Below are 26,448 nucleotides of genomic sequence, written 5' to 3'. Positions count from 1 at the left end.
CGCGTCAGGCCCGGCCGAGTGTCAGCGTGACATTGTGGCCGCCGAAGCCGAAGGAATTGCTCAGCGCGTAGTTCATGCTCGCAGTGCGTGCCGTGCCCGCGACGATATCCAGATCGATATCCGGATCGGCCTGCTCGAAATTCAGTGTGGGCGGGATGATCCGACGCTCGAGCGTGCGCAGGGTGAGGATCGCCTCGAGGGCTCCGACCGCGCCGATGGAGTGGCCCAGGGCGGACTTCGGGGCGTACACCGAGGCTTCGGGCGTCACGGCGGTAATGGCATTGGCCTCGGAGGCATCGCCGACCGGCGTGGACGTGGCATGCGCATTGATGTGGTCGATATCGGAGGCGGACAGGCCCGCTGAGGAAATCGCCTTGCGCATGGCCCGTGCGGCCCCGTCACCATCCGGGGAGGTGCCGGTGATGTGATAGCCGTCCGAGGTGATGCCCGCGCCGAGCACCCGGCCGTAGATGTGCGCACCCCGCGCGAGCGCATGCTCCTCGGATTCCAGCACCAGCATGGCGCCCGCCTCGCCGAAGACGAACCCGTCGCGCTCCCTGTCGAAAGGCCGTGAGGCGCGGGCGGGTTCGTCATTGCGGGTGCTCATGGCCCGCATCATGGCGAAGCTGGCGATCGGCACGGCGTCGATATGCCCCTCCACCCCACCGGCGACCACCACGTCCGCCTCCCCCGTGGCGATCAGCCGCCAGCCGTGGGCGATGGCTTCCGCACCCGACGCGCATGCGGAAACCGGTGCGTAGACACCGCCTTTCGCGCCGAGCTCCAATCCGATGGTCGCCGCGGAGCCGTTCGGCATCACCATGGGCACCGTCATCGGCGGCACCTTCCGATAGCCCCCGGCGCGCATCACATCGACCGCGTGCACCAGCGCTTCTCCGCCGCCGAGGCCCGTGCCGACCGCGACCGCCAGCCGTTCCCCGTCGACCTCCGGGGCCCCGGCTTCCCGCCACACCTGCCGCCCGAGCACCAGGGCCAGCTGCTGGACGAAGGACATGCGCCGCTGTTCGATTCGGGTCAGCTGCTCGCCCGGCTGCGCGGTCAACCGGCCGCCGATCCGCACCGGGAGTTGATTGTCTGCCACGAAATCGTCTGTCAGCGGCGCGATTCCGCTCTCTCCCGCCAGCAGCCGCGCCCACGTCGTATCGAGATCGGCCCCGAGGCAGGTGGTCGCCGACATTCCGGTGACCACCACACGCCGAGTTTCTGTACCAGTCGTTACACCCATGTCGACATGAATACCTGTACCGTCCGCTACAGTCAACCCGTGCCACGCCCCCTCGACCATGCTCGTCGCGCCGAACTCCTCTCCGGAGTCATCGCGTACATCGCCGACCACGGCCTGGCCGAACTCTCCCTGCGCCCGCTCGCGGAGTACCTGGGCACCAGCTCCCGCATGCTCATCCACTACTTCGGCACCAAAGAGCACATGCTTGTGGCCGCCCTGGAAACCCAGCGCCCGGACATTGCCGCCCTCTTCCGGGGCATCGAGGACCCCGCCGTGCTCAGGGACCGCCTCTCCCATTCGTTCGCGATCAACACCACCGGGCACGGGGCCGTCAGCAACCGGGTGCTGCTCCAGGTCCTGGGCGCGGCCTGCGTCCCGGGCAGTCCCTTCGACTCGTACGCCAATGACGCCATCCAGGTCCTGGTCACGGCCATGACCGAGGCTCTGGCCCGCATAGACCCCGCCCACGATGATCCCGAGGCCGCGGCCACCCTGCTCATCTCCGGTATGCGCGGTCTCATTCAGGACTTCTGGATCACCGGCGACGAAGACCGGGTGACCCGCGCGATGAACCGCCTTGTGGAGCAAGCGGTTCTGTTCTCGCACTGACCTAGGCTGCGGGGATGCAGACGGAGCAGCGGCTGATCGACACGGTGGCGTGGGTGCGTATCGAGAGTGGGCGGATCCTGTGCGCCCGGCCTCGGGGCAAGGACATCTTCTATATCCCCGGCGGCAAAAGGGAAGGCGCGGAGACGGATCTGCAGACCCTCGTGCGAGAGATCCACGAGGAGTTGACCGTTGCCCTGGCGCCGGAGTCGGTGGCGCATGTCGGCACCTACGAGGCCGCGATTCCCGGCGCGGTCGTGCGGATGGCCTGCTACACGGCGGACTATGTCGGCACCCTCTCCGTCAGTAGTGAGATAGAGGAGATGGCCTGGTTCACGTACGCGGATCGGCCGCACGTACCGCCGGTCGATCAATTGCTTTTCGACGATCTCCGGGCGGACGGCCTATTGCTGCACTGACTGCACGTTCACGGCAACTAGAACAAGCGGGTGGCATGTTCCTGCCGGTGGTCTTCGGGAGACTGGTCTGAATGTAGAACATGTTCTAGTGTGAGGTCAGAACATTCCAGTGCCGGGAAGTCAAGAGGAGCCCCACCCACATGCGTACCGAGATCTGTGATCGCCTGGGCATCGATGTACCCATCTTCGCCTTCACCCATTGCCGCGATGTGGCAGCCGCGGTCAGCAATGCCGGCGGCATCGGCGTGCTCGGCGCGGTCGGATTCACCGCTGCGGAACTCGAGGTGGAGCTCGCCTGGCTGGACGAGCATGTGCACGGCGTCTACGGCGTCGACCTGGTCATCCCCTCGAAGTACGAGGGCAAGGGCGCCGACGGCCTGAGCCCCGCGGAACTGGAAGCCAAACTGGCCGAAATGGTTCCGCAGGGCCACCGCGATTTCGCCGAGAAGATTCTCGAGGACCATCACGTCCCGCATCTGCCCGAGGGTGAGCGGCACAATCAGCTGCTGGGCTGGACCGCCACCACGGTCGCCCCGCAGATCGAGGTCATTCTCAAGCACCCCAAGGCGAAGCTGGTCGCCAACGCACTGGGCACCCCGCCCGATGACGTGATCAAGCAGATCCAGGACTCCGGCCGCCTGATCGGCGCGCTGTGCGGTTCGGTCAAGCACGCGCTCAAGCACAAGGCGGCCGGGCTCGACTTCGTCGTCATGCAGGGCACCGAGGGCGGCGGGCACTGCGGCGAGATCGCCTCGCTGGTGCTGTGGCCGCAGGTCATCGACGCGATCGGCGATCTGCCGGCGCTCGCGGCCGGTGGTATCGGCAACGGCCGTCAGGTCGCGGCCGCGCTGGCCATGGGTGCGGCCGGCGCGTGGACCGGTTCGATCTGGCTGACCGTCGAGGAGGCCAATGTGCCGCCCGCGCAGATGCAGAGCTACCTGGATGCCACCAGCAGTGACACCGTGCGGTCGCGGTCGTGGACCGGTAAGCCCGCCCGCATGCTCAAGAACGACTGGACCGAGGCGTGGGAGCGCGAGGACACCCCGAACCCGCTGGGCATGCCGCTGCAGATGATGGTCGCCCTCGATGGCGTCAAGCGCGGCCACCGCTACCCGGAGGCCGCGAAGGACGTGAACTTCAATCCGGTCGGCCAGGTTGTCGGCCAGATGAACAAGATCGAGCGTTCCGCCGATGTCGTGCAGCGCCTGATCGCCGAGTACCTCGAGTCGTGCGAGCGTCTGAACAAGCTGAATAACGCGTAGTACGCACTTCTCGAATCGCCGCGCCGACATCAATGTCGGTGCGGCGATTCGTATTTGCGCACGTTAATGGGCATGCGATCAGGTCTGGCCGTTTCGGTGCGGGGTTCCGGATCCGGCCGCGGCTACCGTGGTGCTCATGACGAAGCGTGAACGGATACTGCGGGCAGCGTATTACGCGGTGCTCGCGCTTCCGATCGCGTTCGCCTCCATCGGGGTTCGGGCCCGAGTGACCCGGCGGGTGTTCCGGGAACCGTTCGAGCTGCGCGCGCCGAGCCCGTGGCGGACAGCCCTGCATACATTGCTCGCCGCCGCGATCGGATTGCTCTCCTGGTTCGCGGTCGTTCTGGCGGTTGTCGCACTGCTGCGTGGAGCCTTCTATCCGTTGATCGCCGGGAACGACCTCGAAAACTCCTGGGGCGGTCCGTCATTGGCGGGCACCTGGGCGGTGCATGCCGCGCTGGGTGTGGGATTGTTCCCGCTGTGGTCGCTGCCGCTCGCCGCATTCGGCATTGTGCAGCGCGGCCTTTCACAGCGACTACTCAGCCGAACCGGGCCGTGGTGGCCGCTCCCGGTCTCCTTATTGCTATTCGCCGGCGGCGCAGCCTTCTTCATAGCGTGGCTGCATCAGGCCTGATCATTCACCGACCTGGGCCGATTAGATGTCCTGAATGTCTCTTTCGCTAATTCTGGACCAAAGAGTAGAAGCAGCTTCTATTCTTTCTGTGCGTCTCGCTCTTCAGCTGTGAGTTTTCTTCGAACCGCCAGAGAATGACCCTGTTGTTATTCAGCGGGCAAATACGATGGCGTGACGGTCGGGTAGATCGTTGCTGGTCAAACGACTGGAAAGGAATCACGATGAAACGCAAGATAATCGGTCGCGTATTCGCCGTCGCGGCGGTAGGCGCGTTGTTCGCCGCCCCACTCGCGGGGACGGCGAGCGCCGATACGGTTGTCCCGATGCATCAGCAGCCACCGGGTGGTTCGAATCAGGGCGCCCCGCCGGAATGGGGCGGCAATAACCATCCCGATTTCCACGACCCTCGTGCGCCCCGCGGCGATTATGACTGGCACTGCGACCGGCAGGGCAATTGGCATAATGACGAGCACGATCAGTGGGGTCATCCGGACCCCGATCACTGCCGCGATCGCTGGTAGCGGCACGACCGCCCCGATGAGCGGGGCGGCACACCCCTCGCACCTTCCTTGATCGCAGTGGCGCTCTCGGCTCGAGCCGTGAGCGCCACTGTCGTTCGTTCCGCGCGTGTGACGCCGGTCTCCGAACCGTCCGTGCGACTTGCTGTTTCGGCCGCCGGATTGGCACGGTGTTCCGGACATGTTGCAGAAAAAGCCATCGCGCCTCCGGAAGTTGTTGCTGCCCCTCGCTATTGCGGGGCTACTGCTGGTCACCGTCATCGCACTGGTGCTGACGAACAGACCCGGCCCCAGGACTCCGCCCACCGACGAGGTGACCCAGGCGCGGTCGCTGCTCGAGCGCCTCCCGGTCCAGAACCGCGCTCCCAAAACGGATTACAACCGCGAGCAGTTCGGCCTGGCCTGGAGCGACGATGTCGCCGTCTCGGGTGGTCACAATGGGTGCGACACCCGCAATGACATCCTGCAGCGAGATCTGCGGACCCCGTCGGTGGACCCCAGGGAGAAGTGCAAGGTCGTCTCCGGCACCCTGTCCGACGTCTACACCGGCAAGACCATAGTCTTCACACAGGGCCGCGACACCAGCTCCGCCGTCCAGATCGATCACATTGTGGCACTGAGCAATGCCTGGATGACCGGCGCTCAGCAACTCTCCCCCGAACAGCGCCGCAACCTCGCCAACGACCCGCGAAACCTGCAGGCCGTCGACGGCCCGACCAACCAGGGCAAGGGCGATTCCGATGCCGCGGAGTGGCTCCCGCCCCGCAAGGACTACCAGTGCACCTACGTGGCCCGGCAGATCCAAGTGAAAAGCATCTACAGCCTCTGGGTCACCCGCGCCGAGCACGACGCCATGGCAAAGGTGCTCTCCGCCTGCGGCGCAACCACTCCCGCAGCCCCGGCGACCAGCACCGTCACGATCTACTTCAAGACCTGCGACGAGGTACGGGCCGCCGGAAAAGCTCCGCTACGCCGCAACGACCCGGGCTACCGACTCCAGCTGGACGGCAACGGCGACGGCGTAGCCTGCGAATAGGTTAGTCGCGCACCGCGTTCAGGGATTCGGCACGCTTCTTGAGTCCATCGGTCATCCCGCCGAATCCCTGGCGCATGGCCCCGCCGAACAATCCGCCGACGAGCGGGTTCAGGGGGCCCGCAATATAGAAGTGCGATTCGTACAGGGTGCGACCGTCATCCAGCGGAGTCAGGATGTGCTGGCGCTGACTGCGCAGCAGACCCGGGACCGGCTTCATCCGGTAGCTGAATTCCTTGCCCGGGGTGTGCGAGTAGATGAATTCCCGCTGCTTGCGCGGGTTCTTCCCGCCCAAGCGCACCTGCATGTCGATGGGGGTGCCGGGTTCGAGGGTGGTCTGGCAGGAAGGAACGAAGGGGTTCCACTCGCCGTATTTGTCCACGTCGGTGAGCACCTGCCAAACCAGCTCGGCGGGTGCGTCGATCTCCACGCTGTTGTCGATCACGAAGGCCATGGGGGAACAATACTGAAACACGTTCCGGTTGCGGACTCCGGCTACGGTCGAGGCATGACGCTTGCCGATCGGTATCCGCTGCTGCACACGCCTGCCCGGTGGGAATGGGGCGGGCTGGACGTCCAGTTCTCGACCGAATTGCCGGCGGATGAGTTGGTCACCAATATCCATGTCGTCTGTTTTGTCGGCGAGCGCATCGTGCTGTGCCGGGACGATCGGGATGTGTGGATTGTGCCGGGTGGCACTCGCGAGGCGTCGGAGTCGGTGTTGGAGTGCGTAGTCCGTGAACTCCGCGAAGAGGCCGGGGCCGAACTGGTCGGCCCGATGCAGTGGATCGGCGCTCACCATGCCGTGACCGATCGCCCGGCGCCGTACCGGCCCTGGCAGCCCCACCCCCGCAAAGCCTGGCTCTGGTGCACGGCCGATGTCATTCTCAGCGGCTCCCCCACCAATCCTGATGACGCGGAACAGATTCTGGAGGTCCGCGCCGTCTCGTTGGCGGAGGCAGTCGAACTCGCGGCGACGGACGGTCCGCATATGCCCGAACTCCTCACCTTCGCCGCCGAGCTCCACCGGCGAACCCGGTGACGCGGAACTACGGACAGAGGGCGTGGCTCAGCAGGGCCATGGAGTCCGGCGACGGGTCCGGGGATGCCGTCATGGCGATCGTCACCGCGCGGCCTTCCCGCGTGCCTCCGGTAATGGTGACGTAGCCGGCTATGCCGCCGGTATGGCCGAAGTACTGTGCACCGCAGGAGAGTTCGGTATTGCCGATTCCCAGTCCGTAGAAGAAGGGACTACCCGTCATCGGCACGCTCGCCAGCATCTCCTTCAATTGCGGAGCCGCGACGATCTGTCCCGCGAGCAGAGCCAGGTAGAACCGATTGAGGTCGGAGCCGGTGGAGATGAGTGCGCCCGCCGTCCACGGAATGGACGGTTCGGACCGCGTCTCGTCGGTGAGGACGCCGTCGATGGTCCCGTATCCGTGCGGGTGCGGGCCCCGGAGGTCGGTGTCGCCGCGGGCGGGAAGGTAGGTGTCGGTCAGCCGGTTGGGTGTGGTGATCCGGCCCGCCAGCTCTTCGGAATAGGTCCTGCCGGTGACCTTTTCGATCAGCATGCCCGCGACGATGAAATTGGTGTTCGTGTACTTGAACTGGGTGCCGGGGCTGAATTGTGCGGGATGACGCAGAGCGAGGGCGATCTCCTGCGGGGGCGTCAGCGTGCGGCCCTCCACTGCGGCGCGATATTCGTCCGCCTCGGGATCATTGCTGAACTCCGGTAGACCACTGCGGTGCTGCAGGATCTGACGGACGGTGATCACCTTGCCGTCCACGCCATTGCCGGTGAGCAGTCCGGGCAGGTAGGTGTCGACCGGTTCGTCCAGGCGGATCTTTCCCTCGGTCACCAGCTGCATGATGATCGAGGCGGTGAAGGTCTTGGAGATGCTGCCGATCCGGACCTCCTGCGGCGGGGCCATGGGAATCGGTGCGGCGCCGGCCCGATCGGCGACGCCGGAGGTGAGTGTCACTGTCTGACCGTTCTCGGTGAGGGTGGCGATCACCCCCGGGACACCCGATCGCACGATGGCGTCGATATCGGCGCGCACCTGGTCGACCCGATGTGCGGACACCGCGACCGGCGTACTCGTCACGGCTTTGGGTGAGTTGTCGGTGTTCACGGAGGAGCATCCCGCCACCGCAAGCAAAGCCAGCACTGTCACCGTCGGCGCAATTCGCATGTATCGACCGTATGTAGACCCGGGCCCGCCGACTATCGGGACAACCCCTGAGTCCAGCCCTGAGAATCCTGGTGCCAACCCCCGCCCACAGTCTGATGCGCGCCGGTGCCGGTGTCCCGCTGTGGGACACCGGCACCGCGCGATGCCGGCTACTCGGCGGTGGCGGCAGCGGGCCGCGGCAGCCTGGCCGCCAGCCCGATCACACCGGCCGCCACCGATGCCCCGGCAATGACATACCAGCCGTGCTGGAATGCCGTGAGCGTCGCGTCCGGCCCGACCGGCGTGCCGAGCACCGCGACCAGAACCGCCACGCCGACAGCCAATCCGATCTGCTTTGCCATGCTCAGCACCGCCGATCCGGTGGCGAAGCGCTGCGGCGGCAACCCGGCGGTGCCTGCCGCGAAACTGGTCGGCATGGTGAGGCCGACGCCGAGTCCGGTCAGCAGCATGCCGCCCAGCAGACCGCCGGCGTAGTTCGGCTCCAGCGTGATACTCGCTGTCCACCAGAGAATTCCGGCCGCGAAGAATATGCCGCCGAGCGCGATCACCGGGCCCGCACCCAACTTGGCGATGACCCGTCCGGCCAGCACCGCGACGAACGGTACGACCAGCGGACCGGGTGCGATGGCCAGACCGGTCTGCAGCGCCGACCACCCCCACACGTTCTGCGCCCACAGCACCACCGAGAGCAGCATCCCGGCGAAGGCGATATTGAACAGCAGCGAATTGGCCAGCATGAGAGCGAAATTCGGCAATCTCAGCAGCGCCGGATCGACCACCGGGCTGTGATGACGGCGCGAGGACACCACGAAGGCGATCGCGAAGCACACCGCGACAACGAATGCGCCGATCACCCGGGCGGAGCCCCAGCCCCAATCCTCACCCTTCACCAGCGCCAGGATGAATGTCGCGACCGAGCCCACGAGCATGAGCGCCCCGAAGCCGTCCGGCAGGCTGCCGCCATCACCGCTCGGATCGGGCAGCAGCCGGAAGCCGATCACCAGCGCGATCACGCCGATCGGCACATTCACGAGAAATACCCAGCGCCAATCGATTTCGACGAGCAGACCGCCGAATACCGGACCCAGCGCCGCACCGAGCCCGCCGAACGCGACCCACAGTCGCACCGCCACGGCCCGCCGCTCCGGCGGAGTCGCCGCCAGTACCAGGCCCAGTGAAGCCGGTATCAGCATTGCCCCGCCCACCGCCTGGAGCACGCGGAATGCCACCAGCGCGCCCACATCCCAGGACACCGCACACAGCGCCGATCCGAGAATGAAGACCGCGAGCCCGATCAGGAAGGTGGTGCGGTTTCCGCTGCGATCACCCAGTCGCCCGGCGGGCACCAGCAGCGCCGCGAACACGATCGCGTACGCATTGAGCACCCACGACAGCCCCGAGATCTTCGATCCGGTGAAGTCCGCCGCGATATCCGGCAGCGCCACATTCACGATGAACAGATCCAGGCTCGACAGCAGCACGCCGACTGCGACGATGCCAAGCACCACCCGCGAGTCGACGGCTCGCTGCTCCTTCTCCACCACAACGCTGTTCACGAGCTCTCCCTCATCAGCCGACCACCCACACGATTAGTGAGTTGCATCATGAGACGGACGATAGAGCAGTGAGTTCTTTCAAGCAACCGACTATGCTCGACTCATGCGCCGTACGAGCTTCGAGGACATGAACTGCTCCATCGCCCAGTGCCTGGAGGCCGTGGGCGAATGGTGGACGCTCCTGATCATCCGAGACGCGCTGTTCGGCATCACTCGCTTCGACGATTTCCGCTCGCGACTGGGCATCGCCCGAAATGTCCTCACCCAGCGCCTGGAATACCTTGTGGCCCAAGGGATCATGGACAGAGTCCCCTATCAGGACAACCCGGTCCGCTACGACTACAAGCTCACAGAGAAAGGCCGCTCACTCTGGACGGTGGTCAATGCCATGCGTCAGTGGGGCGATACCTGGGCCGCGCCCGACGGCCCGCCGATCGAGGCCGTGCACAATGCGTGCGGCCACACCATGACGGTGCAGCCGGTGTGCTCGGACTGCGGCGAGCAGCTGCAGGGTCGCGATATTCAGCCGATCCTGGGTCCGGGGGCCCGGTCGGCGGATCTGCTGCCGGCCAGGGCGGAGTAGTCGGCGAATGCGATGTTTTCGTGCACTGTTGCCGAACATCCGACGCGGGTAGCCCGCTCAGCGCCAGTGCACGAAAAGCCGAGTCAGCCGCGAACTGTCAGGGCAGACATCCCAGTAGCCCTCGCGACATGCGCGGCCTCGGCCTCGAGCGCGCGTAGCGGTGGCGGTATGCCGTCGAACATGGTGACGACCAGCTCATCGCCGACGATCTCCCAGGTCCCCGCGATCCGGCCGTCGACCAGCACGAGCGGCGAGATCCAACCGGCCGCGCGGCTGACCTTGGCGCGATGCTCTGCGGAAAGCAGTGCGGTGTCCCCGGTCCCCGGACCGAGCACGTATTGATCGAACGAACCCAGCAGCCGTACCGAGTGCGCGGGCGCGGTGGCGGTCAGATCTTCGACGTGCTCGGTGAGTACATATCCGCTGCGGCCTTCGACGTCGACTTCGGTCACCCGGTCGCCCAGCTCCGAGAACCACCGCCGCAGTACGGTTTTCCGCAGACTGCCGCGAGACAGCCAGGCATCGAACGCTTCCGGTGTCGCCGGTCCGTAGGCGCCCAGATACGCGGTGATCAGTACGGGCGCGGCCGCATCAGGATCAGGAAGGCCCGTCCACCCGGGAATCAGATGTGCCGGACTGGAGAACGTCACCGTACCGCCGTCCACCGGTCCATGACACAGCGCGCCCTGCCAGGCGAGCGGCTTGAGCACCGCACCCCATCCGGACCGCAACTGCTCCGCGAGCGGATGAAACCGCGGCTCGGCCACAATCGCCGACACCAGCTCGTCCCGAGTCAGCACCGCCTCGCCGAGCATCTCCCCCACCGCCTCGACCAGCGCGGCGACATCCTCCGGCGTAGCACCGAAAGTCTTTGCCCACGAGGGCTTCTCCCACGTCCGAGCCGACCCCATCAGCGATAGCGCCGCAGCCGCGACATCCGGCGTCAACGCATGCAACGTCCCCCGCATAGCCCACGTCTTGATCAGCTTCCGCTCCCCCAGCCCCCGAACCACCGCCCCCGGCCTACCCGCCGCACTACGCAGAGCCACAGCGGTCTCCGCCGCCGAACTCACCTGCGCCTGCACCCCCGCCAACCGCGCCGCCACCTCGACCGCATCCGAACCACCCCGAACATCGACGAACTGCCGCCCCATCCGCCAGGCGAAGACCTGATCCCACGAAACCCGCACAACCACGTCTGCAACCGCCTTCCGTCGTTCTGGCGTTGCTATCACGCTAGAACTCCGGCCTGCAACCTGCGCCGCGCCGGGCCGGTGACGAGCAGCAGCCGGTGCTCGAGGATGAACACCGTGGCGATCGTTGTCGCTACCGAGCCGGTGAGGTTCGTGGCATAGTCGAAGGTGCAGGGCTGAAAGACGTTGGGGCCTTGCGAATTTCGGGAGGGAATTCTATGAGCAATCGTCTTATTTCGGCTGTCCGGGGTCTGGGCCGACCGATGATCGCGGCTGTCGGTCTTTCGGCCGTCGTCTTGGCGGTGCCTGCGGCGGCTTCGGCCGAGCAGGCTGCCGTTCATATCGTCAAGGCGGCCTATCCATCGCAGCCGTGCGGCCCGTCCAATGATCAGGAACAGATTTTGTCCCCTGATGGGCAGAGCTGGATTTGCATCGACAACGGTGGCGCCGGTTGGCAGTGGTTCCCGACCGGCGGTTAACGAGCGCGGGCGTGTGACGCCGCAGTGCACGCCTCCGTGTGCCGCGGGGATCTCCCTGCGGCACACGGAAATCGGATGATCAGAGGCGTTCGATGATGGTGGCGTTGGCGAGGCCGCCGGCTTCGCACATGGTCATGAGGCCGTAGCGGCCGCCGGTCTGCTCGAGGTGGTTGAGCATAGTGGCGAGGATGCGGCCGCCGGAGGCGCCGAGTGGGTGGCCGAGGGCGATGGCGCCGCCGCGGGGGTTGAGTTTGGCGAGGTCGGCGCCGAGTTCGTGCGCCCAGAGCAGGGGTACCGGTGCGAAGGCTTCGTTGACCTCGTAGGCGTCGATATCGTCGATGGTCAGCCCGGCGCGGGCGAGGACCTTGCGGGTGGCGGGGACCACGGCCGTCAGCATGAGCAGCGGGTCGTCGCCGACGACCGAGAAGGAGTGGAATCGGGCGCGGGCCTTCAGGCCGAGCTGTGCGGCCTTCTCCTCGCTCATGATCAGCGCCGCGGACGCGCCGTCGCTCAGCGGTGAGGAGTTGCCGGGCGTGATGGACCAGTCGATTTCGGGGAAGCGCGCCTTGAATTCCGCATCCGCGAACGCGGGCTTCAGCCCGGCCAGGCCTTCGGCACTGGTGGTGGGTCGAATGGTCTCGTCGGCGGTCAGCGTTCCGGCGGGGACGATTTCATTGTCGAAACCACCGGATGCGGCTGTCGCAGCGGCCAATCGATGCGAGCGGGCCGCGAATTCGTCGAGTGCGGCGCGGTCGAACTTCCAGCGCGCAGAGATCACCTCGGCCGCAATGCCCTGCTGCACAAGGCCATCGGGGTAGCGGTGCGCGATCGGCCCGCGATTGGCGTCCTTGCCCTGGGCATTGGAGAACATCGGCACTCGGGACATGGATTCCACACCGCAGGCAATGGCGATGTCATAGGCCCCGGCAATGACGCCCTGGGCGGCGAAGTGCGCGGCCTGCTGTGAGGATCCGCACTGCCGGTCCACCGTAGTGGCGGGGACCGCATCGGGAAAACCCGCCGCGAGCACTGCGGTTCGCGAAATATTGAACGCCTGCTCGCCGCTCTGCGTGACGCAACCGCCGATCACATCGTCGACAAGTGCGGGGTCGATCCCGGTGCGGGCGACGAGCGCTTCCAGCACGCCCGCGAGCAGAGTGGCGGGATGTACTTCCGACAGTCCACCACCGGATTTCCCCTTACCGGAGGGAGTGCGGACGACGTCTACGATGACGGCGGAGGTCATGGCTTCTCCTTGTTCGTACCTGCCCAACCGGATGTGAATTCCGGTTAACATCAGTACTGTACCGCAGCCGCCGGATGGCGATCCCTTCGGCAATCCGGGGCCCGACTTCACCTCCCCCGGTAGCCGCTGTTCGATTGCTAGCCTGTTGCCATGACCCCCACCGAGGATGTCTTGCCCGGCCCCTTCTGGGATCTGGAGATGCGCCTGTCCTCGGTTCTGTCGATCCTGGCCGGATATATCGGCGCGGCCGCCTATACCCATTCCGCCGGATACTTCGTCACCTTCATGACCGGCAATACCGAGCGCGCGGTGATCGGTAATTTCTCCGGTGATCACACCCTCGCCAAGGGTGCCGCGATGCTCATCGTCTCGTTCCTGCTGGGCGTGTTCGTGGCGTCACTGTGCCGCCGTTTCTGGTGGCGCAATCATCCGCACGGTGCGACGATGCTGACCACTTTCGCACTGCTCTGCGCGGCGGTCACCGACGATATCGTGGGCGATCGCGGAATCGGACTGCTGCAGATCCTGTTCGTGGCCTTCGGCATGGGCGCACTGAATACCTCGTTCGTGAAGAACGGTGAAGTATCGATTCCGGTCAGTTACGTGACCGGAACCCTGGTCAAATTCGCGCAGGGCGTGGAGCGGCATCTTGCCGGCGGCGGCACGGTGCGCGATTGGCTCGGCTATGCGGTGCAGTACGGCTCATTCGCGATCGGTGCGTTCATCGGCGGCCTGGTCAGCTTGGTGGTCGACGGCTCGAACATGCTCGACGCCGCGCTCGCGGGGTCGGCGATTGTCGCGGCCTATACGTGGTGGGTCGATCCGCGCTGGGTGCATCACAAGCCGAAACGCCGAGGCGACGGCGTGGCGTGACCATCACAACCCTGCACCACACCGAGCAAATTCACCGCAAACTACGCGAACTGGGCATATTCTCTCGAGCATGACAACCAAAGAGGAAGTTTCCGAAGGGCCGGTCCACGCTCTGGCCCGAAGTGCGTGGCAGTCGATCCTGGTGACCGGCCTCCTCTCGGTGGTGCTGGGTATCATCATCCTCGCCTGGCCCGGTAAGACAATTCTTGTCGCGGGCGTACTTTTCGGCATCTATCTTGTTGTATCCGGCTTCTTCCAGCTCATTGCCGCATTCGCCGTTCACCTCAGCGCGGGAATGCGGATTCTGAGTTTCATCACCGCCATTCTGACGCTCGTCCTGGGTTTCCTGTGCTTCCATAATTGGCGGGACCAGGGTGAAGCGACAGCGGTTCTGCTGCTGGCCATTTGGATCGGCATCAGCTGGATCTTCCGCGGTGTGAGCACACTGATCACCGGGCTGTCGCTCGACGGCATGCCCGGCCGCGGCTGGGCGATCTTCTTCGGCATCGTGCTGGTCATCGGTGGTGGCTGGCTGATCGCGGCGCCGTTCCACTCCATCGTCGCACTGACGCTGGTGGCAGGCTGGTGGTTGATCTTCATCGGAATCTTCGAGGTGATCTCCGCCTTCCAGGTGAAGAGCGGCGCGGGCAGGCTTCCGAGCGCTTTCTGAGTTCCGCCTCCCTTTTCCGGCGGCCGCCTTACCAGGGCGGCCGCCGGTTTCGTTTGCGGCCGAAGGCGTTTCCGTCCCGGAGCTATTCGCCGAGCGCCTCGATCACCGCCTGCGAATCGGCGACAGCGCCGAAGACGCCGCCCTGCATGGTGACCATGTTCAGCGCGGCCTCATGGTTGCCGGGATCCGTGGCCCCGGTGCAGTCGGACAGGATCAGGCATTCGTAGCCACGATCATTGGCGTCGCGCATGGTGGTGTGGACGCAGACATCGGTGGTGATACCGGTGAAGATGAGATGGGTGATGCCACGGCTGCGCAGCAGCAGATCCAGATCCGTCGCATAGAACGAGCCTTTTCCAGGCTTGTCGATAATGGATTCACCCGGCAGCGGGGCGACCTCGGGCACGATCTCCCAGCCCGGTTCACCACGGACCAGAATGCGTCCCTGCGGTCCCGTGCTGCCGATCTCGGCCCCGATCCGCGCGGAGCGCCAGCGTTTGTTGGCGGGCAGATCGCTGAGATCGGGGCGGTGCCCTTCTCGGGTGTGGATGACCATGAGTCCCGCGGAGCGGGCGGAATCGAGCACCTTCGCCGTCGGAGCCAGTCCGGCCCGGGTCAATTCGATGTCGTAGCCCATCGTGTCGACGTAGCCGCCGGGCCCGCAGAAGTCGACCTGCCAGTCGATGCACAGCAGCGCCGTGCGAGCCGGTTCGATGGGGCCGTCGAACGGCCACGGGTACGGGTTCGCGGGTACCTGGGAGGTCATGCGGTCACCGCCTCGGGCCGGGTGGCGAGCCGCAGCGCGGCGAAAAAGAGTGCGCCGGAGAGCATTCCCACGATCGCCTCGGAGAGTCCGGGCGCCCACAGGTGTGCGGCCATCGCGCACCCCGCGCCGCCGGCCCAGGCCAGGAAGGGCTCGAGATGCCACTCCGATTCGGTCCGCGAGACCCCGAATCTGGGCAGCACCAGCAGATCCAGAATCATGACGATGCCGATCGGCGGGACGACCACCCCGAGCAGGTTCAGCCAGGTGTCGAAGTGCGACCAAACCCCTACTCCGGCAAGGATTGTCCCGCAGATGCCGAGCACCACCGTGAGCATCCGCATCGGCCTGCCGGTCAGTTGCCCCCACCCGATCGCCCCGTTGTACAGGCAGTGCGCACACACCGACCCGAGGTTCACGAAGACGAACCCGATCGCGATCGGTACCACCCAGCCGCCGTGATCGACCAGAATCCCGAGGAAGTTTCCGCCATTGGCGGCGGTATCGTGCGTGACGCCGAGTGCTACGAAGACACCGCCGACCACATTCGCGATCACGTTCGCGACCGGGAATGCCGCGGCCGCCGCCAGCAGGCCTTCCCGGCCGTTGCGCGACCAGCGGGTGAAATCGGAGGTCATCGTGCCCGAGTCGGCGAAGCAGGCGATGACCAGCGTGACGCAGGCGCCGAAACTCAGTGCGCCGGAACCACCCTGGTAGCCGAACACGCTGGACAGCGATGCCGAGGACAGCGCGAAAATCAGCGCGACCGCGGCCAGCACGAGGTACAGGGGCGCGGCGATGATGCCGATCACCGACAGCGCCCGGATTCCGACGAGTGTGATCAGCATGTAGCCGATGCCCGCCAGCACCGAGGTCCAGGCCTCGTTCCACCCGAGGGTGCTGTGAATGATCGATCCGGTGAGACCGGTCTGGAATGCGAACCAGCCGATCACGATCGTGGACAGGAATGCGGCCGGCACGATGCGCCCGTAGCGGCCGAAGGTGCGCTGCGCGAGTTGCGCGAAGCTGCGGCCGGTATCGCCCGCGACATAGCTGAGTGCACCGACGTATCCGAACAGCACCAGATTGCCGAGCAGGATGGCGAGCATTCCCCGCCAGAAGCCCTGCGAATACACCACGAGGCCGCCGAATACCGCACAGGTGAGGATCATCGGGAAGCCGACCCAGACTGCGGCCACCGACGCCAGGCTGCGGCGCGCCGCGGCGGGGACCGGTTCGTTCTCGTACTCCGCCAGCACATCCGGGTTCGCCGAGGACCGATCCGGATCGAGTATTCCAGTCATTTCGCGAACTCCTGCCAGTCGAGCTGCCCGGCCTGCGTCCCGAGGAAATGCGCGGCCACCGCGCGTGCCGCCGCGGCTTCGACGACCTCGTACGAATTTCCGACATGCTCGTGCAGCAGCGTGCGCGCGCGGCCGAGTTCGTCCTCGAGGATGGCGTCGAGGATTCCGAGGTGTTCGGCGATGGTCGCGGTGACGCGCTCCTCGGTGCCGTAGTCGTAGGCGCGTACCAATCGGATCTGGCTGTTGACCGTCGCGAGTATGCGGGTCAGCGAGGGGTTTCCGGCGGCCTCGCTGAGCCGGAGATGGAAGGCCTCGTCGAGCAGCAGCACGTCCGGGCCCGGTTCGGGCGGCGCCGCACGGTATTCCGACCAATCCGCGTGCAGAGCCCGTATCGCGTCGAGGTCGTACCCCAGCCGGGGTGAGTCCATGACTCGCTGAATCCCCCGCAGTTCCAGGGTGATTCGAACCTCGTACAGATCGCGGATGGTGGCGAGATCGGGGATGACGGGATACCAGCCCCCCTCGTCGGAGGTGAGCAGACCTTCCGCGTGCAGCCGGACGAGTGCTTCGCGCACCGGAGTGCGGGAAGCGCCCAGCATCTCCGCGACGCGTGTTTCCACCAGTCGCCCGCGCAGTGGGAGATCACCTGACATCAACCGTTCGCGCAACTGTGTGTAGACCTGGTGCCTCAGGTCCGAGGTCGCGCCGGCAGCTCGTGCATTCATGTCTGTATACACTTCTGCCGACATGTTTCGTGCCCGAGCGGCCGCCGTAACACTTCGATGACCGCTAATTGCCCCGGTGTTTCGGAAAGCTCGCAGATGCTCGGCCTGCTCTGGTCATAACCCCCTGAGCTGCAACGACTTCGGCCGCTTATCCATCAGCCGCAGGATGAGCGGGGTGAAGATCAACTGCATGGCCAGGTCCATCTTGCCGCCCGGGACCACAATGCTGTTGGGCCGCGACATGAACGAGTCGTGCAGCATGGACAGCAGATACGGGAAGTCGATCACCTTCGGATCGGCGAAGCGGATCACCACGAAACTCTCGTCCGCGGTCGGAATGCTGCGGGTGGTGAACGGATTCGAGGTGTCCACCGTCGGCACTCGCTGGAAGTTCACGTAGGTCCGGGAGAACTGCGGGCAAATGTGGTTCACGTAGTCGGGCATGCGGCGCAGGATGGTGTCGATGATCGCCTCGCTGGAATAGCCGCGTTCGGTCTTGTCCCGGTGCACCTTCTGAATCCACTCCAGATTGATAATGGGCACCACGCCGACGAGTAGATCGGTGTACCGGCCGACATCGATGCCCTCGGTGACGGCCGCCCCGTGCAGTCCCTCGTAGAACAGCAGATCGCTGCCCGGCGGCAGCTCCTCCCACGGTGTGAAGGTCCCCGGCGGCTGCCCGTAGGGTTTGGCCTCGGCGTCGTCGTGCAGATACCGGCGCACCGGCCCGACTCCGGTCTCCCCATAGTCGTGAAAGAGCGTTTCGAGCTCGCCGAGCAGATTCGCCTCCGGCCCGAAGTGCGAGAACTGCGAATTATTGGTCTGCTCGGCCTCCGCCATGGCCAGCTGCATGGCATTGCGGTCGAACCGATGGAACGAATCTCCTTCCACGATGGCCGCATTGATGCCCTCGCGGCGGAATATCTCCTGAAAGGTCCGCGTGACGCTGGTCGTCCCCGCACCGGAAGATCCGGTGATCGCGACGACGGGATGTTTGACCGACATGGCACCTCCTCGATTGCCGGACAGCGGATTTCGCGCCGGATCAGCGCCCTGCCGAGCGGAACAGCGAGCGACTGCCGAACAGCGAGGCGTCGAAGATCGGACCCTCGTCCGGTTCGGTGTGATAGCGCTCGATGCGCTCGACCTCGTTGCGCGAGCCGAAGATGAACGGAATCCGCTGGTGCAGCTCCCCCGGCTGCACCTGCAGTACCCGTTCGTGTCCGGTGGTGGCGGCACCGCCCGCCTGTTCGACGATGAAGGCGATCGGGTTGGCGCCGTAGAGCAGTGACACCCGGCCCGGACGGGCCGGGTGCCGGGTGTCGCGCGGATACATGTAAAGCCCACCGCGCGTGAGGATGTGGAAGGTATCGGCCACCAGGGAGGCCACCCAGCGCATATTGAAATCCCGCCCGCGCGGTCCCTCGACGCCCTGCAGCGCCTCGTGCACATAGCGGCGCACCGGGCGTTCCCAGAAGCGCTCATTGGCGGCATTGATCGCGAAACCCGAAGTGTCGTCCGGGATTCGCATGCGCGGATGGGTGAGCACGAAGGCCCCGACCTCCCGATCCAAGGTGAACCCGTCCACCCCGTTCCCGGTGGTGAGCACCAGCATGGTCGCCGGGCCGTACAGCGTGAATCCCGCACACACCTGTTGCACGCCCGGTTGCAGGAAGTCCTCCGCCGCGGCCGCCCGCCCGTCCTCCGGCGCCCGCAGCACGCTGAATATGGTGCCCACCGGCAGGTTCACATCGATATTGCTGGACCCGTCCAGCGGATCGAAGGCCAGCAGATACTTCCCCCGCCGGATTTCCGCGGGCACCGCGTGGAATCCGCTCATCTGCTCGGACACCAGCGCCGACAGCGGCCCACTCCACTGACTTTCCGACACCATGATGTCGTGCGCGATGGCATCCATCCTCCGGTGCACCGTCACCGGCAGATTATCGGCGTCATACGAGCCGAGCGAGCCCACGATCGCACCCCGCATCACCTGGTTGGCAATGATTTTGGTGGCCGTGGCCAGCACATTCAGCAGCGCCGAGAACTCCCCGGAGGATCCGGGATGCCGATGCTCCTGCTCGATGGTGTAGCGGGTGAGTGTCTTCATACCTTCGGGCATACGCCTGCTCATTTCCTCACGAGTCGGCCACCTCCGCTGCGGGGGCGTCCGCGAACACGCTGCTGCCGTAGACGTCGTTGTCGGTCAGCGTGATCAGATCGGTGCGGCTCAGCGGCCGGTGCAATTCGACGAGGCGTTTGGCCTGGCGCAGGCGGCAGCGTTCGAGGGCATTGCGCACGCTGCGGGCATTGGCGAAGCGGGGGCGGCTCATACGCAGTGCGAGGTAGCGTGAAAAGGCCTGCGTGGCAGCATCATCGAAGGAGAAGTTCTCCTGGGCGACCATGAGTTGCGAGATGGCCAGGAGTTCGTCGTGGGTGTAGTCGGGGAATTCGATGTGATGCGCCACCCGTGAGGACAGGCCAGGATTCGCGGAGAAGAACGTCTCCATGCGGTCCGGATAGCCGGCGAAGATCACCACCATGCTGGTGCGCTCGTTCTCCATCTCCTGCAGCAGGATTTCGATGACCTCCTGCCCGTAGTCACGCTCGTTCTCCGGGCGGAACAGGTAGTAGGCCTCATCGATGAACAGGACGCCCCCGGCGGCTTTGGCGAGGGCTTCCTTCGTCTTCGGCGCGGTGTGGCCGATGAACTGGCCGACCAGATCGTCGCGGGTGACGGTGTGCACCTTGGGTTTACGGATATAGCCGAGCGCGTGCAGCATCTCGGCCATGCGCAGGGCGACCGTGGTCTTGCCGGTGCCGGGCCCGCCCGTGAAGCTCATATGCATGGTCGGCCGGGTGGCCTGCAGGCCGAAGCGCTCCCGGGCGCGATCGATGAGCAGCAGGGACGCGATCTCCCGCACCCGGCGTTTGACGTTCGCCAATCCCACCAGTTCGGCATCGAGCCTGCTGAGGGTGTCCTCGACGTCCTTGCCCGCGATATCGCTGGACAGGTCCAGCAGCGCGTCGTCGGCGAGGAGGTCGGCCGCGGTGTCCTCCGGTCGGGAACCGCCGGCCGACCCGGGCACCGGTCCTGGGCTCGTGGCCCCGGGCCGATGCATCTGAAACCCGTTCGCCTGGTGCCCGCCCGCAGGTGCGTGGACACCGGGCGCTACCGGGTGCTGTGTGCTCACCGTCGAAACCCGTTCAGCCGCTGTAACGTTCGCCGGGGCGATCGTCGAGTGCGTACGGATGGAAGCCGTAGCGCTGGCTGCGGTCGGCTCCTTCGGTGCGGTCGAGACGGAATCCGGGCTCGTCCGCCGGGCGCTGCACGAGGAAGCTCAGCGCCGTGGTCTGCCGACCATACGAGGCGTCGTAGGCGGTGATGCGAATGTAGTGGCGCGGGAACGTCGCCCGGCAGGCATTGATCTCCGCGAGCACGCCATCGGGCTCATCGAGATCGAACAGCGGCAGGCCCCACATCTCCCAGTACATATTCCGCGGATGCGGATCGTCGGAGTATTCGATGGAGACCGGCCAGTTGTTGAGCAGTGCGTAGCGCACCTGAGCGGCGATATCGGCGTCGGTGAAATCCGGAAGGTGCGAGAAGGTGCCGTGGCGCAGATGCATTGCGGTTACCTGTCTTTCGTGGAAAGGGAGCGTTCAGCGAGTGGACGTCGGCACGGCATCGGGGGCGTCGGTCGAGGTGTACTCGAAGGTGACGTCACCCCAGGTCTTCAGCGCGACCTCGAGCGGGCGATTGGTCTCGGCGGCGCGGCGCAGCACGTCGGGGCCCTCCTTGAGCAGGTCACGACCCTCGTTGCGGGCCTTCACCACCACCTCCAGGGCGACACGATTAGCTTCCGCGCCCGCGGCGATGCCCATCGGATGGCCGATGGTGCCGCCGCCGAACTGCAGGCACACATCGTCGCCGAACAGGTCCAGCAGCTGGTGCATCTGCCCGGCGTGAATGCCGCCGGAGGCGACCGGCATGACTCCGGGCAGGCTCGCCCAGTCCTGGTCGAAGAAGATGCCATTGCGCGGATTCGCGGGAATGTGGTTGTCGCGCAACGTGTCGTAGAAACCCTTGACGGTGTGCGGATCACCTTCGAGCTTGCCGATGACGGTGCCCGCGTGCAGATGATCGACACCGATCAGCCGGCACCATTTGGCCAGCACCCGGAAGCTCACCCCGTGCGTCTTCTGTCGCGTGTAGGTGGAGTGCCCGGCGCGGTGCAGGTGCAGCAGCATGCCATTGCGGCGCGCCCACTTCGACATGGACTGCATGGCGGTGTAGCCCACCGTCAGATCCATCATGATGATCACGCTGCCAAGGGATTTGGCGAACTCGGCGCGCTCGTACATGTCTTCCATGTCGGCGGCGGTGACATTCAGATAATGCCCCTTCAGCTCACCGGTATCGGCGATGGCGCGGTTGACGCCCTCCATGGCGAACAGGTAGCGATCACGCCAGCGCATGAACGGCTGCGAGTTGATGTTCTCGTCGTCCTTGGTGAAATCCAGTCCGCCCTTACAGGCTTCGTATACTACGCGACCGTAGTTGCGCGCGGAGAGACCGAGTTTCGGTTTCACCGTGGCGCCGAGCAACGGTCGACCGTATTTATTCAGGTGTTCCCGTTCCATAACGATTCCGTGCGGAGGGCCCTGAAAGGTCTTCACGTATGCCACGGGAATTCGCATATCCTCCAGGCGCAATGCCTGCAGCGGTTTGAATCCGAATACATTGCCGATGACGGAGGAGGTCAGATTGGTGATCGAACCTTCCTCGAAGAGATCGAGATCGTAGGCGACATAGGCGAAGTACTCCCCCGGCCGGCCCGGCACCTCGTCGACCCGGTAGCACTTGGCCTGGTAGCGCTCGTGCGCGGTCAGACGGTCGGTCCAGACGACCGTCCATGTGGCAGTGGAGGATTCGCCGGCCACCGCCGCCGAGGCCTCGATCGGGTCGACCCCCGGCTGCGGGGTCACCCGGAACACCGCCAGCACATCGGTGTCCTTGGGCTGATAATCGGGCGCGTAGTATCCCATCGACGCGTACGTCTGCACGCCGGGATCCCATCGGCCGCGTCCACCGTCTCGATCGTCCACAGATCCGGCCATCATTCCTCCTGCGAACTGGGTTGGGCCACTTGCGATTCCCAGGATGACGGCAGAGTTATCGACAAACAATTCGATTGTTTCTCGTCTCCCTCAACCATTTCGTCGTGTTTGCTACCGTTTGACGATGGGTACTGTGAGCGCGGTCCGCATGGAAACCTTCCTCGCGGTCGCCCGCCACAGCAGCATCCGCCGCGCGGCCGCACAGTTGCACATCACCGAAGCCGCTGCCTCCGCGGCCGTTTCGCACATCGAAAAACAGCTGGGCGCTAAACTCATAGCCAAATCAGGCCGGGGTATCGCACTCACCGAAGCCGGCCGCGTCTACGCCGATTACTGCCGCAGCATCCTGGGTTTGATGAAGGAGGCGCACGCCGCGGTCCGGGCCGCAGAAACCGGTCGCCTGCGCATCGGGGTGGTCGCCACCGCGGGCGAGTTCGTCCTTCTGCGGCTGATGGCCTCGTTCCGAGCCCGGTACCCCGATATCGAATTGGGGTTCTCCATCCAGCCTCGGGATGTGCTGTTCGTCGAATTGACGCACCACGAAACAGATCTCGTTGTGGCGGGCCGCCCGCCGCACGAAGCGGGACTGGTGACCCGTGCTCGCAGGCCCTGTGAGCTGGTGGTCGTCGGCGCGCCCGGTCTCTGGCCGGACCCCTCCGAAGCCACCTGGCTCCTGCGCGGTACCGGCTCCGGCACCCGCGACACCACCCTCGCTCTCTTCGATCGTCTCCAGATCCGGCCCCCCACACTGACTCTCGGCACACACGGCGCAGCGCTCGCCGCCGCCCGAGAAGGTCTGGGTATCACCCTCATTCACACCGATGCGGTGGAAAACGATCTGGCGGGCCGCCGCCTGGAAGTCCTCCCCATAGACGGAACCCCCCTCAACCGCCCCTGGCACGTCGTCACCACCCGCACACCTCCTCCCACCGCCCGGCTCTTCCTCTCCCACATCTCCGACCCCGACCGCGTCGGCGACAAAGCCTTCCGCAGTGCGTGAGCCGGGTACGCCTGCAGGTGTAGATCGCTATACGTCCAGGGGCGCAGGCCGACGGCCGAAAATCGGCCTACTGTGGTTGACAGCGTGATTGTTCCCCCGGTGAGGTGGTTGAGAAATGACCGATTTCAGCCCTGCGACGTTCGGGCCGCCCGCCGTGCGCGTCGGCACGGCAGAGCGTGAGCAAGCGGCCGAGGCTCTCGGCAAGCACTTCGCCGCCGGCCGCCTGGACCTCGACGAATACGACGACCGCGTAGGCCGCGCCTACGCCGCCAAAACCACCGACGAACTAACCATCCTGTTTGCCGACCTCCCCCAACCAGCCCCCGCCCCGACCCCGCCCCCCACTCCGCACCGCCGCGACCCACGCCTTCTACTCCCCGCAATCGGCCTGGCCGGCGTCCTAGCCTTCGCCACAGCCTTCGTCCTAGCGACCCACATAGTCCCCTTCTTCATCTTCCCCCTGCTCTTCTTCGTAGTCCTGCGCGGCCGCCGCTTCGGGCATCACAACCACTACGGCCCTCGCAGTCTGGGTTGACCTCGGCCCGGGGGCTGGAGTTACGTTTCGTTCGTGAGAATCAGCCAACCACCTGAGCCCGCCCCGAACCTGCAGACCTTGCCCCCGGACCTGCCGGTACCGGTGGATGACGGTGCGGCAGCGCATCTTCCCGGTCTGCACGTGCCGTCGATCATTCTCGACAGCACCGATAATGCGACTATCGATCTCGGATCGACGGGCACCGGCCGGACCGTTGTGTACCTCTATCCGATGACCGGTCGCCCCGACATCGACCTTCCCGCCGGGTGGAATGCCATTCCGGGTGCCCGCGGGTGCACCGCCGAAGCGTGCGACTTCCGTGATCACTACCGGGAGTTGGTCGCCGCAGGCGCCCAGCGTGTGTTCGGACTGTCCAGTCAGCACTCCTCTTACCAGCGTGAAGCTGTCGAACGCCTGCATCTGCCCTTCGCAATGCTGGCCGATCCGGAATTGCTTCTGGCAAAGGCGCTTTCGCTTCCGACGTTCGATGTCGACGGTGTATCGCTCTATAAGCGCATGACGCTCATCGTCGACAACGGGGTGATCGAGCATGTCTTCTACCCGGTCTTTCCGCCCGATCGGCATGCCGATGAAGTGCTTCGCTGGCTGCGGGAGCACCCGGCATCAGGATTCGGCGGTCCCGGAGTGGCGGGCGGCGGTGATGTCGGGGGTGTGGGTGACGGCCCAGTCGGCGAGGGCTGAGAGTGGGGTGAGGAGGGTTTCACCGAGGGGGGTGAGGCTGTATTCGACTGTGGGTGGGAGCGTGGGGAATACGGTGCGGGTGACCAGGCCGTCGAGTTCGAGCGAGCGCAGGGTGCGGGTGAGCATGCGCTGGCTGATGCCCTCGATCGAGCGGTGTAGTTCATTGAAGCGGTAGTTGCGCCTGCCGAGCAGCGCGAGAATCAGCACGCTCCATTTGTCGCCTATGCGGCGCAGTACGTCGGTGACGGGGCAGGCCTCGTGTTCGGCGACCGGTACGCGCGCGGGCAGCTCTGTCGCGATCATCGAGGGCACATTCGTGTGCGTATCGGACATGAAAGTGCCTACTTTCGCAACTGTCAGTCGTTGCCGAGGATCGAGGTACGACCCGAGAGTAGCGGAGGAACAATGTCCAAAACCATTGTCGTGAGCGGCGGTACGGACGGTATGGGCCGTGCGTTCGCCCTCGAACGGCTGGCACGCGGCGATACGGTCGTCGCCATCGGCAGCAACCTGGTAAAGGGCGAATCGCTACTGGCTGCGGCAGGTCCGGCGGTCGATGGCCTCACCTTTCTGCGCGCTGACCTCAGCTCGACAGCGGAGACCGAGCGGGTGATCGACGAGATTCGCACGAAGTACAACACGGTCGATGCGCTACTGCTGTTCGCCAACCGCATCAGCCCGCGGCGGACTCGGACCGCGGAAGGCTTCGAGCACACCTTCGCGCTCTATTACCTGAGCCGATATGTACTGGCGCAGCGGCTGACTCCGCTGCTGGAGCGCAGCACGGCCCCGGTGATCGTGAGCATTGGAGGGGTCGGCGTCACCAAGGGTGCGATCGACTGGGACGACCCCCAACTGACACACGGCTACAGCGCGGTACGCGCCCAGTTGCAGGCCGGTCGAGCCAACGACCTGCTGGGCGTCACCTACGCCGAAACGGGCTCCGACACAGTGCGATTCGTTCTCTATCACCCCGGATTCACGCGCAGCGGCGATCTCTCCAGCCTGAACGTCCTCGCCAGAACCCTGCTTCGAACCCTGGCCCGCATCTCGGCCCAGCCGATCGCCGCGGCAATCGACCCCCTCCACGCCTTTGTCGACACCCCGCCCGCACAGCCCCTCATCGCCATCGACCGCGGCAAGATCCTGCCCCTGTCGCTCCCCACCCTCGATCCCGCGAATGCCCACCGCCTCGCCACCCTCACCGAAGCGCTGCTGAGCAGAGCCGACACCTGAACCCACTCCCCGCCGTGATTTCTTGTGAGACTTCACTCTTGGAGGGTTCCCACAAAGACTCTCACGTAGGTTCGTAGCGACGTCCGTCTCGCTGACGCGGCGGCGGTCTATATGTTTGGCAGCGGTAGTCGGAGTAAAAGACGTTGAGCCGCAATCGGTTTGAGAGAACACACCGGTCGGCGGCCACGTGCTGCGCTGAGCAGGTGCACTACCGGTATCCAATGCAACGAGCTAGGGGATATTTATGACAACCACGCAGGATCAGATCGTCGCGGGCATTGCCGAGATCGTCGAGGAAGTGACCGGTATCGAGGCCTCCGAGGTGACGATCGAGAAGTCCTTCGTCGACGACCTGGATATTGACTCGCTGTCGCTGGTGGAGATCGCCGTCCAGCTCGAGGACAAGTACGGCATCAAGATTCCGGACGAGGACCTGACCAGCCTGCGTACCGTCGGTGACGCCGTGGCCTACGTGCAGAAGATGGAGGTCGAGAACTCCGAGCTCGCGGCGGAACTCAAGTCCAAGTTCGAAGAGAGCCACGGCGAATAGCG

30 protein-coding genes and 1 pseudogene are annotated in these 26,448 nt (G+C 65.4%); 16 read left to right on the top strand and 15 right to left on the bottom strand.

Annotation, left to right across the window (positions count from 1 at the left end):
• Positions 1 to 4: 4 nt before the first annotated feature.
• A complete protein-coding gene (locus tag OG326_RS24710; RefSeq protein WP_327139500.1) occupies positions 5 to 1,246 on the bottom strand; it encodes a KasA/KasB family beta-ketoacyl-ACP synthase in 1,242 nt (413 codons plus the stop codon).
• 39 nt (positions 1,247 to 1,285) lie between these two features.
• Between OG326_RS24710 and OG326_RS24705 the strand changes: the two genes are divergently transcribed.
• The 6 genes from OG326_RS24705 (at position 1,286) to OG326_RS24680 (ending at position 5,721) form a co-directional block, all read left to right on the top strand.
• Positions 1,286 to 1,855 carry a TetR/AcrR family transcriptional regulator gene (locus OG326_RS24705; RefSeq protein WP_327139499.1) on the top strand — a complete coding sequence of 190 codons (570 nt, stop codon included), beginning with the start codon at positions 1,286 to 1,288 and terminating at the stop codon, positions 1,853 to 1,855.
• A 14-nt stretch (positions 1,856 to 1,869) separates the two neighbouring features.
• A complete protein-coding gene (locus OG326_RS24700) occupies positions 1,870 to 2,271 on the top strand; it encodes an NUDIX hydrolase (RefSeq protein ID WP_327139498.1) in 402 nt (133 codons plus the stop codon).
• 140 nt (positions 2,272 to 2,411) lie between these two features.
• Entirely contained in the window at positions 2,412 to 3,533 is a 1,122-nt protein-coding gene (locus OG326_RS24695) for a nitronate monooxygenase (RefSeq protein WP_327139497.1), read from the top strand.
• Between the two features lie 136 nt (positions 3,534 to 3,669).
• Complete coding sequence (locus tag OG326_RS24690; RefSeq protein WP_327139496.1) at positions 3,670 to 4,167, top strand: hypothetical protein; 498 nt, start codon at positions 3,670 to 3,672, stop codon at positions 4,165 to 4,167.
• A gap of 221 nt (positions 4,168 to 4,388) precedes the next feature.
• Positions 4,389 to 4,688, top strand: a complete 300-nt coding sequence (locus tag OG326_RS24685; protein ID WP_327139495.1) for a hypothetical protein — start codon at positions 4,389 to 4,391, stop codon at positions 4,686 to 4,688.
• Between the two features lie 178 nt (positions 4,689 to 4,866).
• A complete protein-coding gene (locus OG326_RS24680; protein WP_327139494.1) occupies positions 4,867 to 5,721 on the top strand; it encodes a GmrSD restriction endonuclease domain-containing protein in 855 nt (284 codons plus the stop codon).
• Position 5,722: 1 nt separating this feature from the next.
• Here OG326_RS24680 and OG326_RS24675 read toward each other — a convergent pair whose 3' ends face one another.
• Complete coding sequence (locus OG326_RS24675; protein WP_327139493.1) at positions 5,723 to 6,172, bottom strand: SRPBCC domain-containing protein; 450 nt, start codon at positions 6,170 to 6,172, stop codon at positions 5,723 to 5,725.
• 54 nt (positions 6,173 to 6,226) lie between these two features.
• Here OG326_RS24675 and OG326_RS24670 point away from each other — a divergent pair, with 54 nt between their 5' ends.
• The gene (locus OG326_RS24670; RefSeq protein ID WP_327139492.1) at positions 6,227 to 6,760 is read left to right on the top strand and encodes an NUDIX hydrolase; all 534 of its coding nucleotides are present in this window, start codon (positions 6,227 to 6,229) and stop codon (positions 6,758 to 6,760) included.
• 7 nt (positions 6,761 to 6,767) lie between these two features.
• On the opposite strand, the gene OG326_RS24665 is transcribed toward OG326_RS24670, so the two are convergent.
• Positions 6,768 to 7,910 carry a serine hydrolase domain-containing protein gene (locus tag OG326_RS24665; protein ID WP_327139491.1) on the bottom strand — a complete coding sequence of 381 codons (1,143 nt, stop codon included), beginning with the start codon at positions 7,908 to 7,910 and terminating at the stop codon, positions 6,768 to 6,770.
• A gap of 149 nt (positions 7,911 to 8,059) precedes the next feature.
• The gene (locus OG326_RS24660; RefSeq protein WP_327139490.1) at positions 8,060 to 9,466 is read right to left on the bottom strand and encodes an MFS transporter; all 1,407 of its coding nucleotides are present in this window, start codon (positions 9,464 to 9,466) and stop codon (positions 8,060 to 8,062) included.
• A 103-nt stretch (positions 9,467 to 9,569) separates the two neighbouring features.
• Between OG326_RS24660 and OG326_RS24655 the strand changes: the two genes are divergently transcribed.
• Positions 9,570 to 10,049: a winged helix-turn-helix transcriptional regulator gene (locus OG326_RS24655; RefSeq protein WP_327139489.1), complete on the top strand. Its 480-nt coding sequence runs from the start codon at positions 9,570 to 9,572 to the stop codon at positions 10,047 to 10,049.
• An 83-nt stretch (positions 10,050 to 10,132) separates the two neighbouring features.
• Here the strand turns inward: OG326_RS24655 and OG326_RS24650 are convergent, their stop codons facing one another.
• Positions 10,133 to 11,245 (bottom strand): winged helix DNA-binding domain-containing protein, encoded by a 1,113-nt coding sequence (locus OG326_RS24650; RefSeq protein ID WP_327139488.1) that lies wholly within the window; start codon positions 11,243 to 11,245, stop codon positions 10,133 to 10,135.
• Positions 11,246 to 11,460: 215 nt separating this feature from the next.
• Between OG326_RS24650 and OG326_RS24645 the strand changes: the two genes are divergently transcribed.
• Complete coding sequence (locus OG326_RS24645) at positions 11,461 to 11,721, top strand: hypothetical protein (RefSeq protein ID WP_327139487.1); 261 nt, start codon at positions 11,461 to 11,463, stop codon at positions 11,719 to 11,721.
• A gap of 79 nt (positions 11,722 to 11,800) precedes the next feature.
• Here OG326_RS24645 and OG326_RS24640 read toward each other — a convergent pair whose 3' ends face one another.
• The gene (locus OG326_RS24640; RefSeq protein WP_327139486.1) at positions 11,801 to 12,967 is read right to left on the bottom strand and encodes a thiolase family protein; all 1,167 of its coding nucleotides are present in this window, start codon (positions 12,965 to 12,967) and stop codon (positions 11,801 to 11,803) included.
• 171 nt (positions 12,968 to 13,138) lie between these two features.
• Between OG326_RS24640 and OG326_RS24635 the strand changes: the two genes are divergently transcribed.
• Complete coding sequence (locus OG326_RS24635; protein WP_442791048.1) at positions 13,139 to 13,840, top strand: YoaK family protein; 702 nt, start codon at positions 13,139 to 13,141, stop codon at positions 13,838 to 13,840.
• Positions 13,841 to 13,910: 70 nt separating this feature from the next.
• A complete protein-coding gene (locus OG326_RS24630; RefSeq protein ID WP_327139484.1) occupies positions 13,911 to 14,510 on the top strand; it encodes an HdeD family acid-resistance protein in 600 nt (199 codons plus the stop codon).
• A gap of 82 nt (positions 14,511 to 14,592) precedes the next feature.
• Here the strand turns inward: OG326_RS24630 and biuH are convergent, their stop codons facing one another.
• The 8 genes from biuH to OG326_RS24590 all read right to left on the bottom strand — a co-directional run bounded on the left by biuH (position 14,593) and on the right by OG326_RS24590 (position 22,423).
• Positions 14,593 to 15,276 carry a biuret amidohydrolase gene (gene biuH / locus OG326_RS24625; protein ID WP_327139483.1) on the bottom strand — a complete coding sequence of 228 codons (684 nt, stop codon included), beginning with the start codon at positions 15,274 to 15,276 and terminating at the stop codon, positions 14,593 to 14,595.
• A complete protein-coding gene (locus OG326_RS24620; RefSeq protein WP_327139482.1) occupies positions 15,273 to 16,577 on the bottom strand; it encodes a purine-cytosine permease family protein in 1,305 nt (434 codons plus the stop codon). Before OG326_RS24620 ends, biuH begins: the two co-directional genes overlap by 4 nt.
• Positions 16,574 to 17,302, bottom strand: a complete 729-nt coding sequence (locus OG326_RS24615) for a GntR family transcriptional regulator (protein WP_327139481.1) — start codon at positions 17,300 to 17,302, stop codon at positions 16,574 to 16,576. The genes OG326_RS24620 and OG326_RS24615 overlap by 4 nt, the downstream gene beginning before the upstream one ends.
• Before the next feature lie 114 nt (positions 17,303 to 17,416).
• Positions 17,417 to 18,307 carry a phosphoribulokinase gene (locus OG326_RS24610; protein ID WP_327139480.1) on the bottom strand — a complete coding sequence of 297 codons (891 nt, stop codon included), beginning with the start codon at positions 18,305 to 18,307 and terminating at the stop codon, positions 17,417 to 17,419.
• Positions 18,308 to 18,347: 40 nt separating this feature from the next.
• A complete protein-coding gene (locus OG326_RS24605; protein ID WP_327139479.1) occupies positions 18,348 to 19,424 on the bottom strand; it encodes a class 1 fructose-bisphosphatase in 1,077 nt (358 codons plus the stop codon).
• A gap of 16 nt (positions 19,425 to 19,440) precedes the next feature.
• The gene (locus tag OG326_RS24600) at positions 19,441 to 20,391 is read right to left on the bottom strand and encodes an AAA family ATPase (RefSeq protein WP_327139478.1); all 951 of its coding nucleotides are present in this window, start codon (positions 20,389 to 20,391) and stop codon (positions 19,441 to 19,443) included.
• A 118-nt stretch (positions 20,392 to 20,509) separates the two neighbouring features.
• Positions 20,510 to 20,932 (bottom strand): ribulose bisphosphate carboxylase small subunit, encoded by a 423-nt coding sequence (locus tag OG326_RS24595; RefSeq protein ID WP_327139477.1) that lies wholly within the window; start codon positions 20,930 to 20,932, stop codon positions 20,510 to 20,512.
• A 33-nt stretch (positions 20,933 to 20,965) separates the two neighbouring features.
• The gene (locus tag OG326_RS24590) at positions 20,966 to 22,423 is read right to left on the bottom strand and encodes a form I ribulose bisphosphate carboxylase large subunit (protein ID WP_327139476.1); all 1,458 of its coding nucleotides are present in this window, start codon (positions 22,421 to 22,423) and stop codon (positions 20,966 to 20,968) included.
• Between the two features lie 124 nt (positions 22,424 to 22,547).
• Here OG326_RS24590 and OG326_RS24585 point away from each other — a divergent pair, with 124 nt between their 5' ends.
• The 3 genes and pseudogenes from OG326_RS24585 to OG326_RS24575 form a co-directional block, all read left to right on the top strand.
• The gene (locus OG326_RS24585; RefSeq protein ID WP_327139475.1) at positions 22,548 to 23,423 is read left to right on the top strand and encodes a LysR family transcriptional regulator; all 876 of its coding nucleotides are present in this window, start codon (positions 22,548 to 22,550) and stop codon (positions 23,421 to 23,423) included.
• Between the two features lie 115 nt (positions 23,424 to 23,538).
• Positions 23,539 to 23,958 (top strand): DUF1707 SHOCT-like domain-containing protein, encoded by a 420-nt coding sequence (locus OG326_RS24580; RefSeq protein WP_327139474.1) that lies wholly within the window; start codon positions 23,539 to 23,541, stop codon positions 23,956 to 23,958.
• A gap of 78 nt (positions 23,959 to 24,036) precedes the next feature.
• A pseudogene (locus tag OG326_RS24575) lies at positions 24,037 to 24,660 on the top strand (peroxiredoxin); the annotation flags it as partial.
• On the opposite strand, the gene OG326_RS24570 reads toward OG326_RS24575, so the two are convergent.
• The gene (locus OG326_RS24570) at positions 24,583 to 24,993 is read right to left on the bottom strand and encodes a winged helix-turn-helix transcriptional regulator (RefSeq protein WP_327139473.1); all 411 of its coding nucleotides are present in this window, start codon (positions 24,991 to 24,993) and stop codon (positions 24,583 to 24,585) included. The pseudogene OG326_RS24575 and the gene OG326_RS24570 sit on opposite strands and share 78 nt — an antisense overlap.
• Before the next feature lie 72 nt (positions 24,994 to 25,065).
• Here OG326_RS24570 and OG326_RS24565 point away from each other — a divergent pair, with 72 nt between their 5' ends.
• Complete coding sequence (locus OG326_RS24565) at positions 25,066 to 25,896, top strand: SDR family NAD(P)-dependent oxidoreductase (protein ID WP_327139472.1); 831 nt, start codon at positions 25,066 to 25,068, stop codon at positions 25,894 to 25,896.
• 244 nt (positions 25,897 to 26,140) lie between these two features.
• Complete coding sequence (acpM, locus tag OG326_RS24560) at positions 26,141 to 26,446, top strand: meromycolate extension acyl carrier protein AcpM (protein WP_327139471.1); 306 nt, start codon at positions 26,141 to 26,143, stop codon at positions 26,444 to 26,446.
• Positions 26,447 to 26,448: the final 2 nt, after the last annotated feature.

It is taken from the genome of Nocardia sp. NBC_01327 (assembly GCF_035958815.1).
Lineage (GTDB): Bacteria > Actinomycetota > Actinomycetes > Mycobacteriales > Mycobacteriaceae > Nocardia.
This window is presented reverse-complemented; position numbering and strand designations above follow the sequence as displayed.

What these genes read in the sequence shown, in the direction of transcription:
- OG326_RS24570 (WP_327139473.1), bottom strand. Translation starts at nt 24,993, where the DNA reads ATGTCCGATACGCACACGAATGTGCCCTCGATGATCGCGACAGAGCTG.
- OG326_RS24565 (WP_327139472.1), top strand. Translation starts at nt 25,066, where the DNA reads ATGTCCAAAACCATTGTCGTGAGCGGCGGTACGGACGGTATGGGCCGT.
- OG326_RS24605 (WP_327139479.1), bottom strand. Translation starts at nt 19,424, where the DNA reads ATGCCCGAAGGTATGAAGACACTCACCCGCTACACCATCGAGCAGGAG.
- OG326_RS24665 (WP_327139491.1), bottom strand. Translation starts at nt 7,910, where the DNA reads ATGCGAATTGCGCCGACGGTGACAGTGCTGGCTTTGCTTGCGGTGGCG.
- OG326_RS24630 (WP_327139484.1), top strand. Translation starts at nt 13,911, where the DNA reads ATGACAACCAAAGAGGAAGTTTCCGAAGGGCCGGTCCACGCTCTGGCC.
- OG326_RS24610 (WP_327139480.1), bottom strand. Translation starts at nt 18,307, where the DNA reads ATGTCGGTCAAACATCCCGTCGTCGCGATCACCGGATCTTCCGGTGCG.
- OG326_RS24695 (WP_327139497.1), top strand. Translation starts at nt 2,412, where the DNA reads ATGCGTACCGAGATCTGTGATCGCCTGGGCATCGATGTACCCATCTTC.
- OG326_RS24645 (WP_327139487.1), top strand. Translation starts at nt 11,461, where the DNA reads ATGAGCAATCGTCTTATTTCGGCTGTCCGGGGTCTGGGCCGACCGATG.
- acpM (WP_327139471.1), top strand. Translation starts at nt 26,141, where the DNA reads ATGACAACCACGCAGGATCAGATCGTCGCGGGCATTGCCGAGATCGTC.
- OG326_RS24675 (WP_327139493.1), bottom strand. Translation starts at nt 6,172, where the DNA reads ATGGCCTTCGTGATCGACAACAGCGTGGAGATCGACGCACCCGCCGAG.
- OG326_RS24655 (WP_327139489.1), top strand. Translation starts at nt 9,570, where the DNA reads ATGCGCCGTACGAGCTTCGAGGACATGAACTGCTCCATCGCCCAGTGC.
- OG326_RS24620 (WP_327139482.1), bottom strand. Translation starts at nt 16,577, where the DNA reads ATGACTGGAATACTCGATCCGGATCGGTCCTCGGCGAACCCGGATGTG.
- OG326_RS24640 (WP_327139486.1), bottom strand. Translation starts at nt 12,967, where the DNA reads ATGACCTCCGCCGTCATCGTAGACGTCGTCCGCACTCCCTCCGGTAAG.
- OG326_RS24685 (WP_327139495.1), top strand. Translation starts at nt 4,389, where the DNA reads ATGAAACGCAAGATAATCGGTCGCGTATTCGCCGTCGCGGCGGTAGGC.
- biuH (WP_327139483.1), bottom strand. Translation starts at nt 15,276, where the DNA reads ATGACCTCCCAGGTACCCGCGAACCCGTACCCGTGGCCGTTCGACGGC.
- OG326_RS24585 (WP_327139475.1), top strand. Translation starts at nt 22,548, where the DNA reads ATGGGTACTGTGAGCGCGGTCCGCATGGAAACCTTCCTCGCGGTCGCC.
- OG326_RS24700 (WP_327139498.1), top strand. Translation starts at nt 1,870, where the DNA reads ATGCAGACGGAGCAGCGGCTGATCGACACGGTGGCGTGGGTGCGTATC.
- OG326_RS24580 (WP_327139474.1), top strand. Translation starts at nt 23,539, where the DNA reads ATGACCGATTTCAGCCCTGCGACGTTCGGGCCGCCCGCCGTGCGCGTC.
- OG326_RS24670 (WP_327139492.1), top strand. Translation starts at nt 6,227, where the DNA reads ATGACGCTTGCCGATCGGTATCCGCTGCTGCACACGCCTGCCCGGTGG.
- OG326_RS24680 (WP_327139494.1), top strand. Translation starts at nt 4,867, where the DNA reads ATGTTGCAGAAAAAGCCATCGCGCCTCCGGAAGTTGTTGCTGCCCCTC.
- OG326_RS24615 (WP_327139481.1), bottom strand. Translation starts at nt 17,302, where the DNA reads ATGAATGCACGAGCTGCCGGCGCGACCTCGGACCTGAGGCACCAGGTC.
- OG326_RS24690 (WP_327139496.1), top strand. Translation starts at nt 3,670, where the DNA reads ATGACGAAGCGTGAACGGATACTGCGGGCAGCGTATTACGCGGTGCTC.
- OG326_RS24710 (WP_327139500.1), bottom strand. Translation starts at nt 1,246, where the DNA reads ATGGGTGTAACGACTGGTACAGAAACTCGGCGTGTGGTGGTCACCGGA.
- OG326_RS24590 (WP_327139476.1), bottom strand. Translation starts at nt 22,423, where the DNA reads ATGGCCGGATCTGTGGACGATCGAGACGGTGGACGCGGCCGATGGGAT.
- OG326_RS24595 (WP_327139477.1), bottom strand. Translation starts at nt 20,932, where the DNA reads ATGCATCTGCGCCACGGCACCTTCTCGCACCTTCCGGATTTCACCGAC.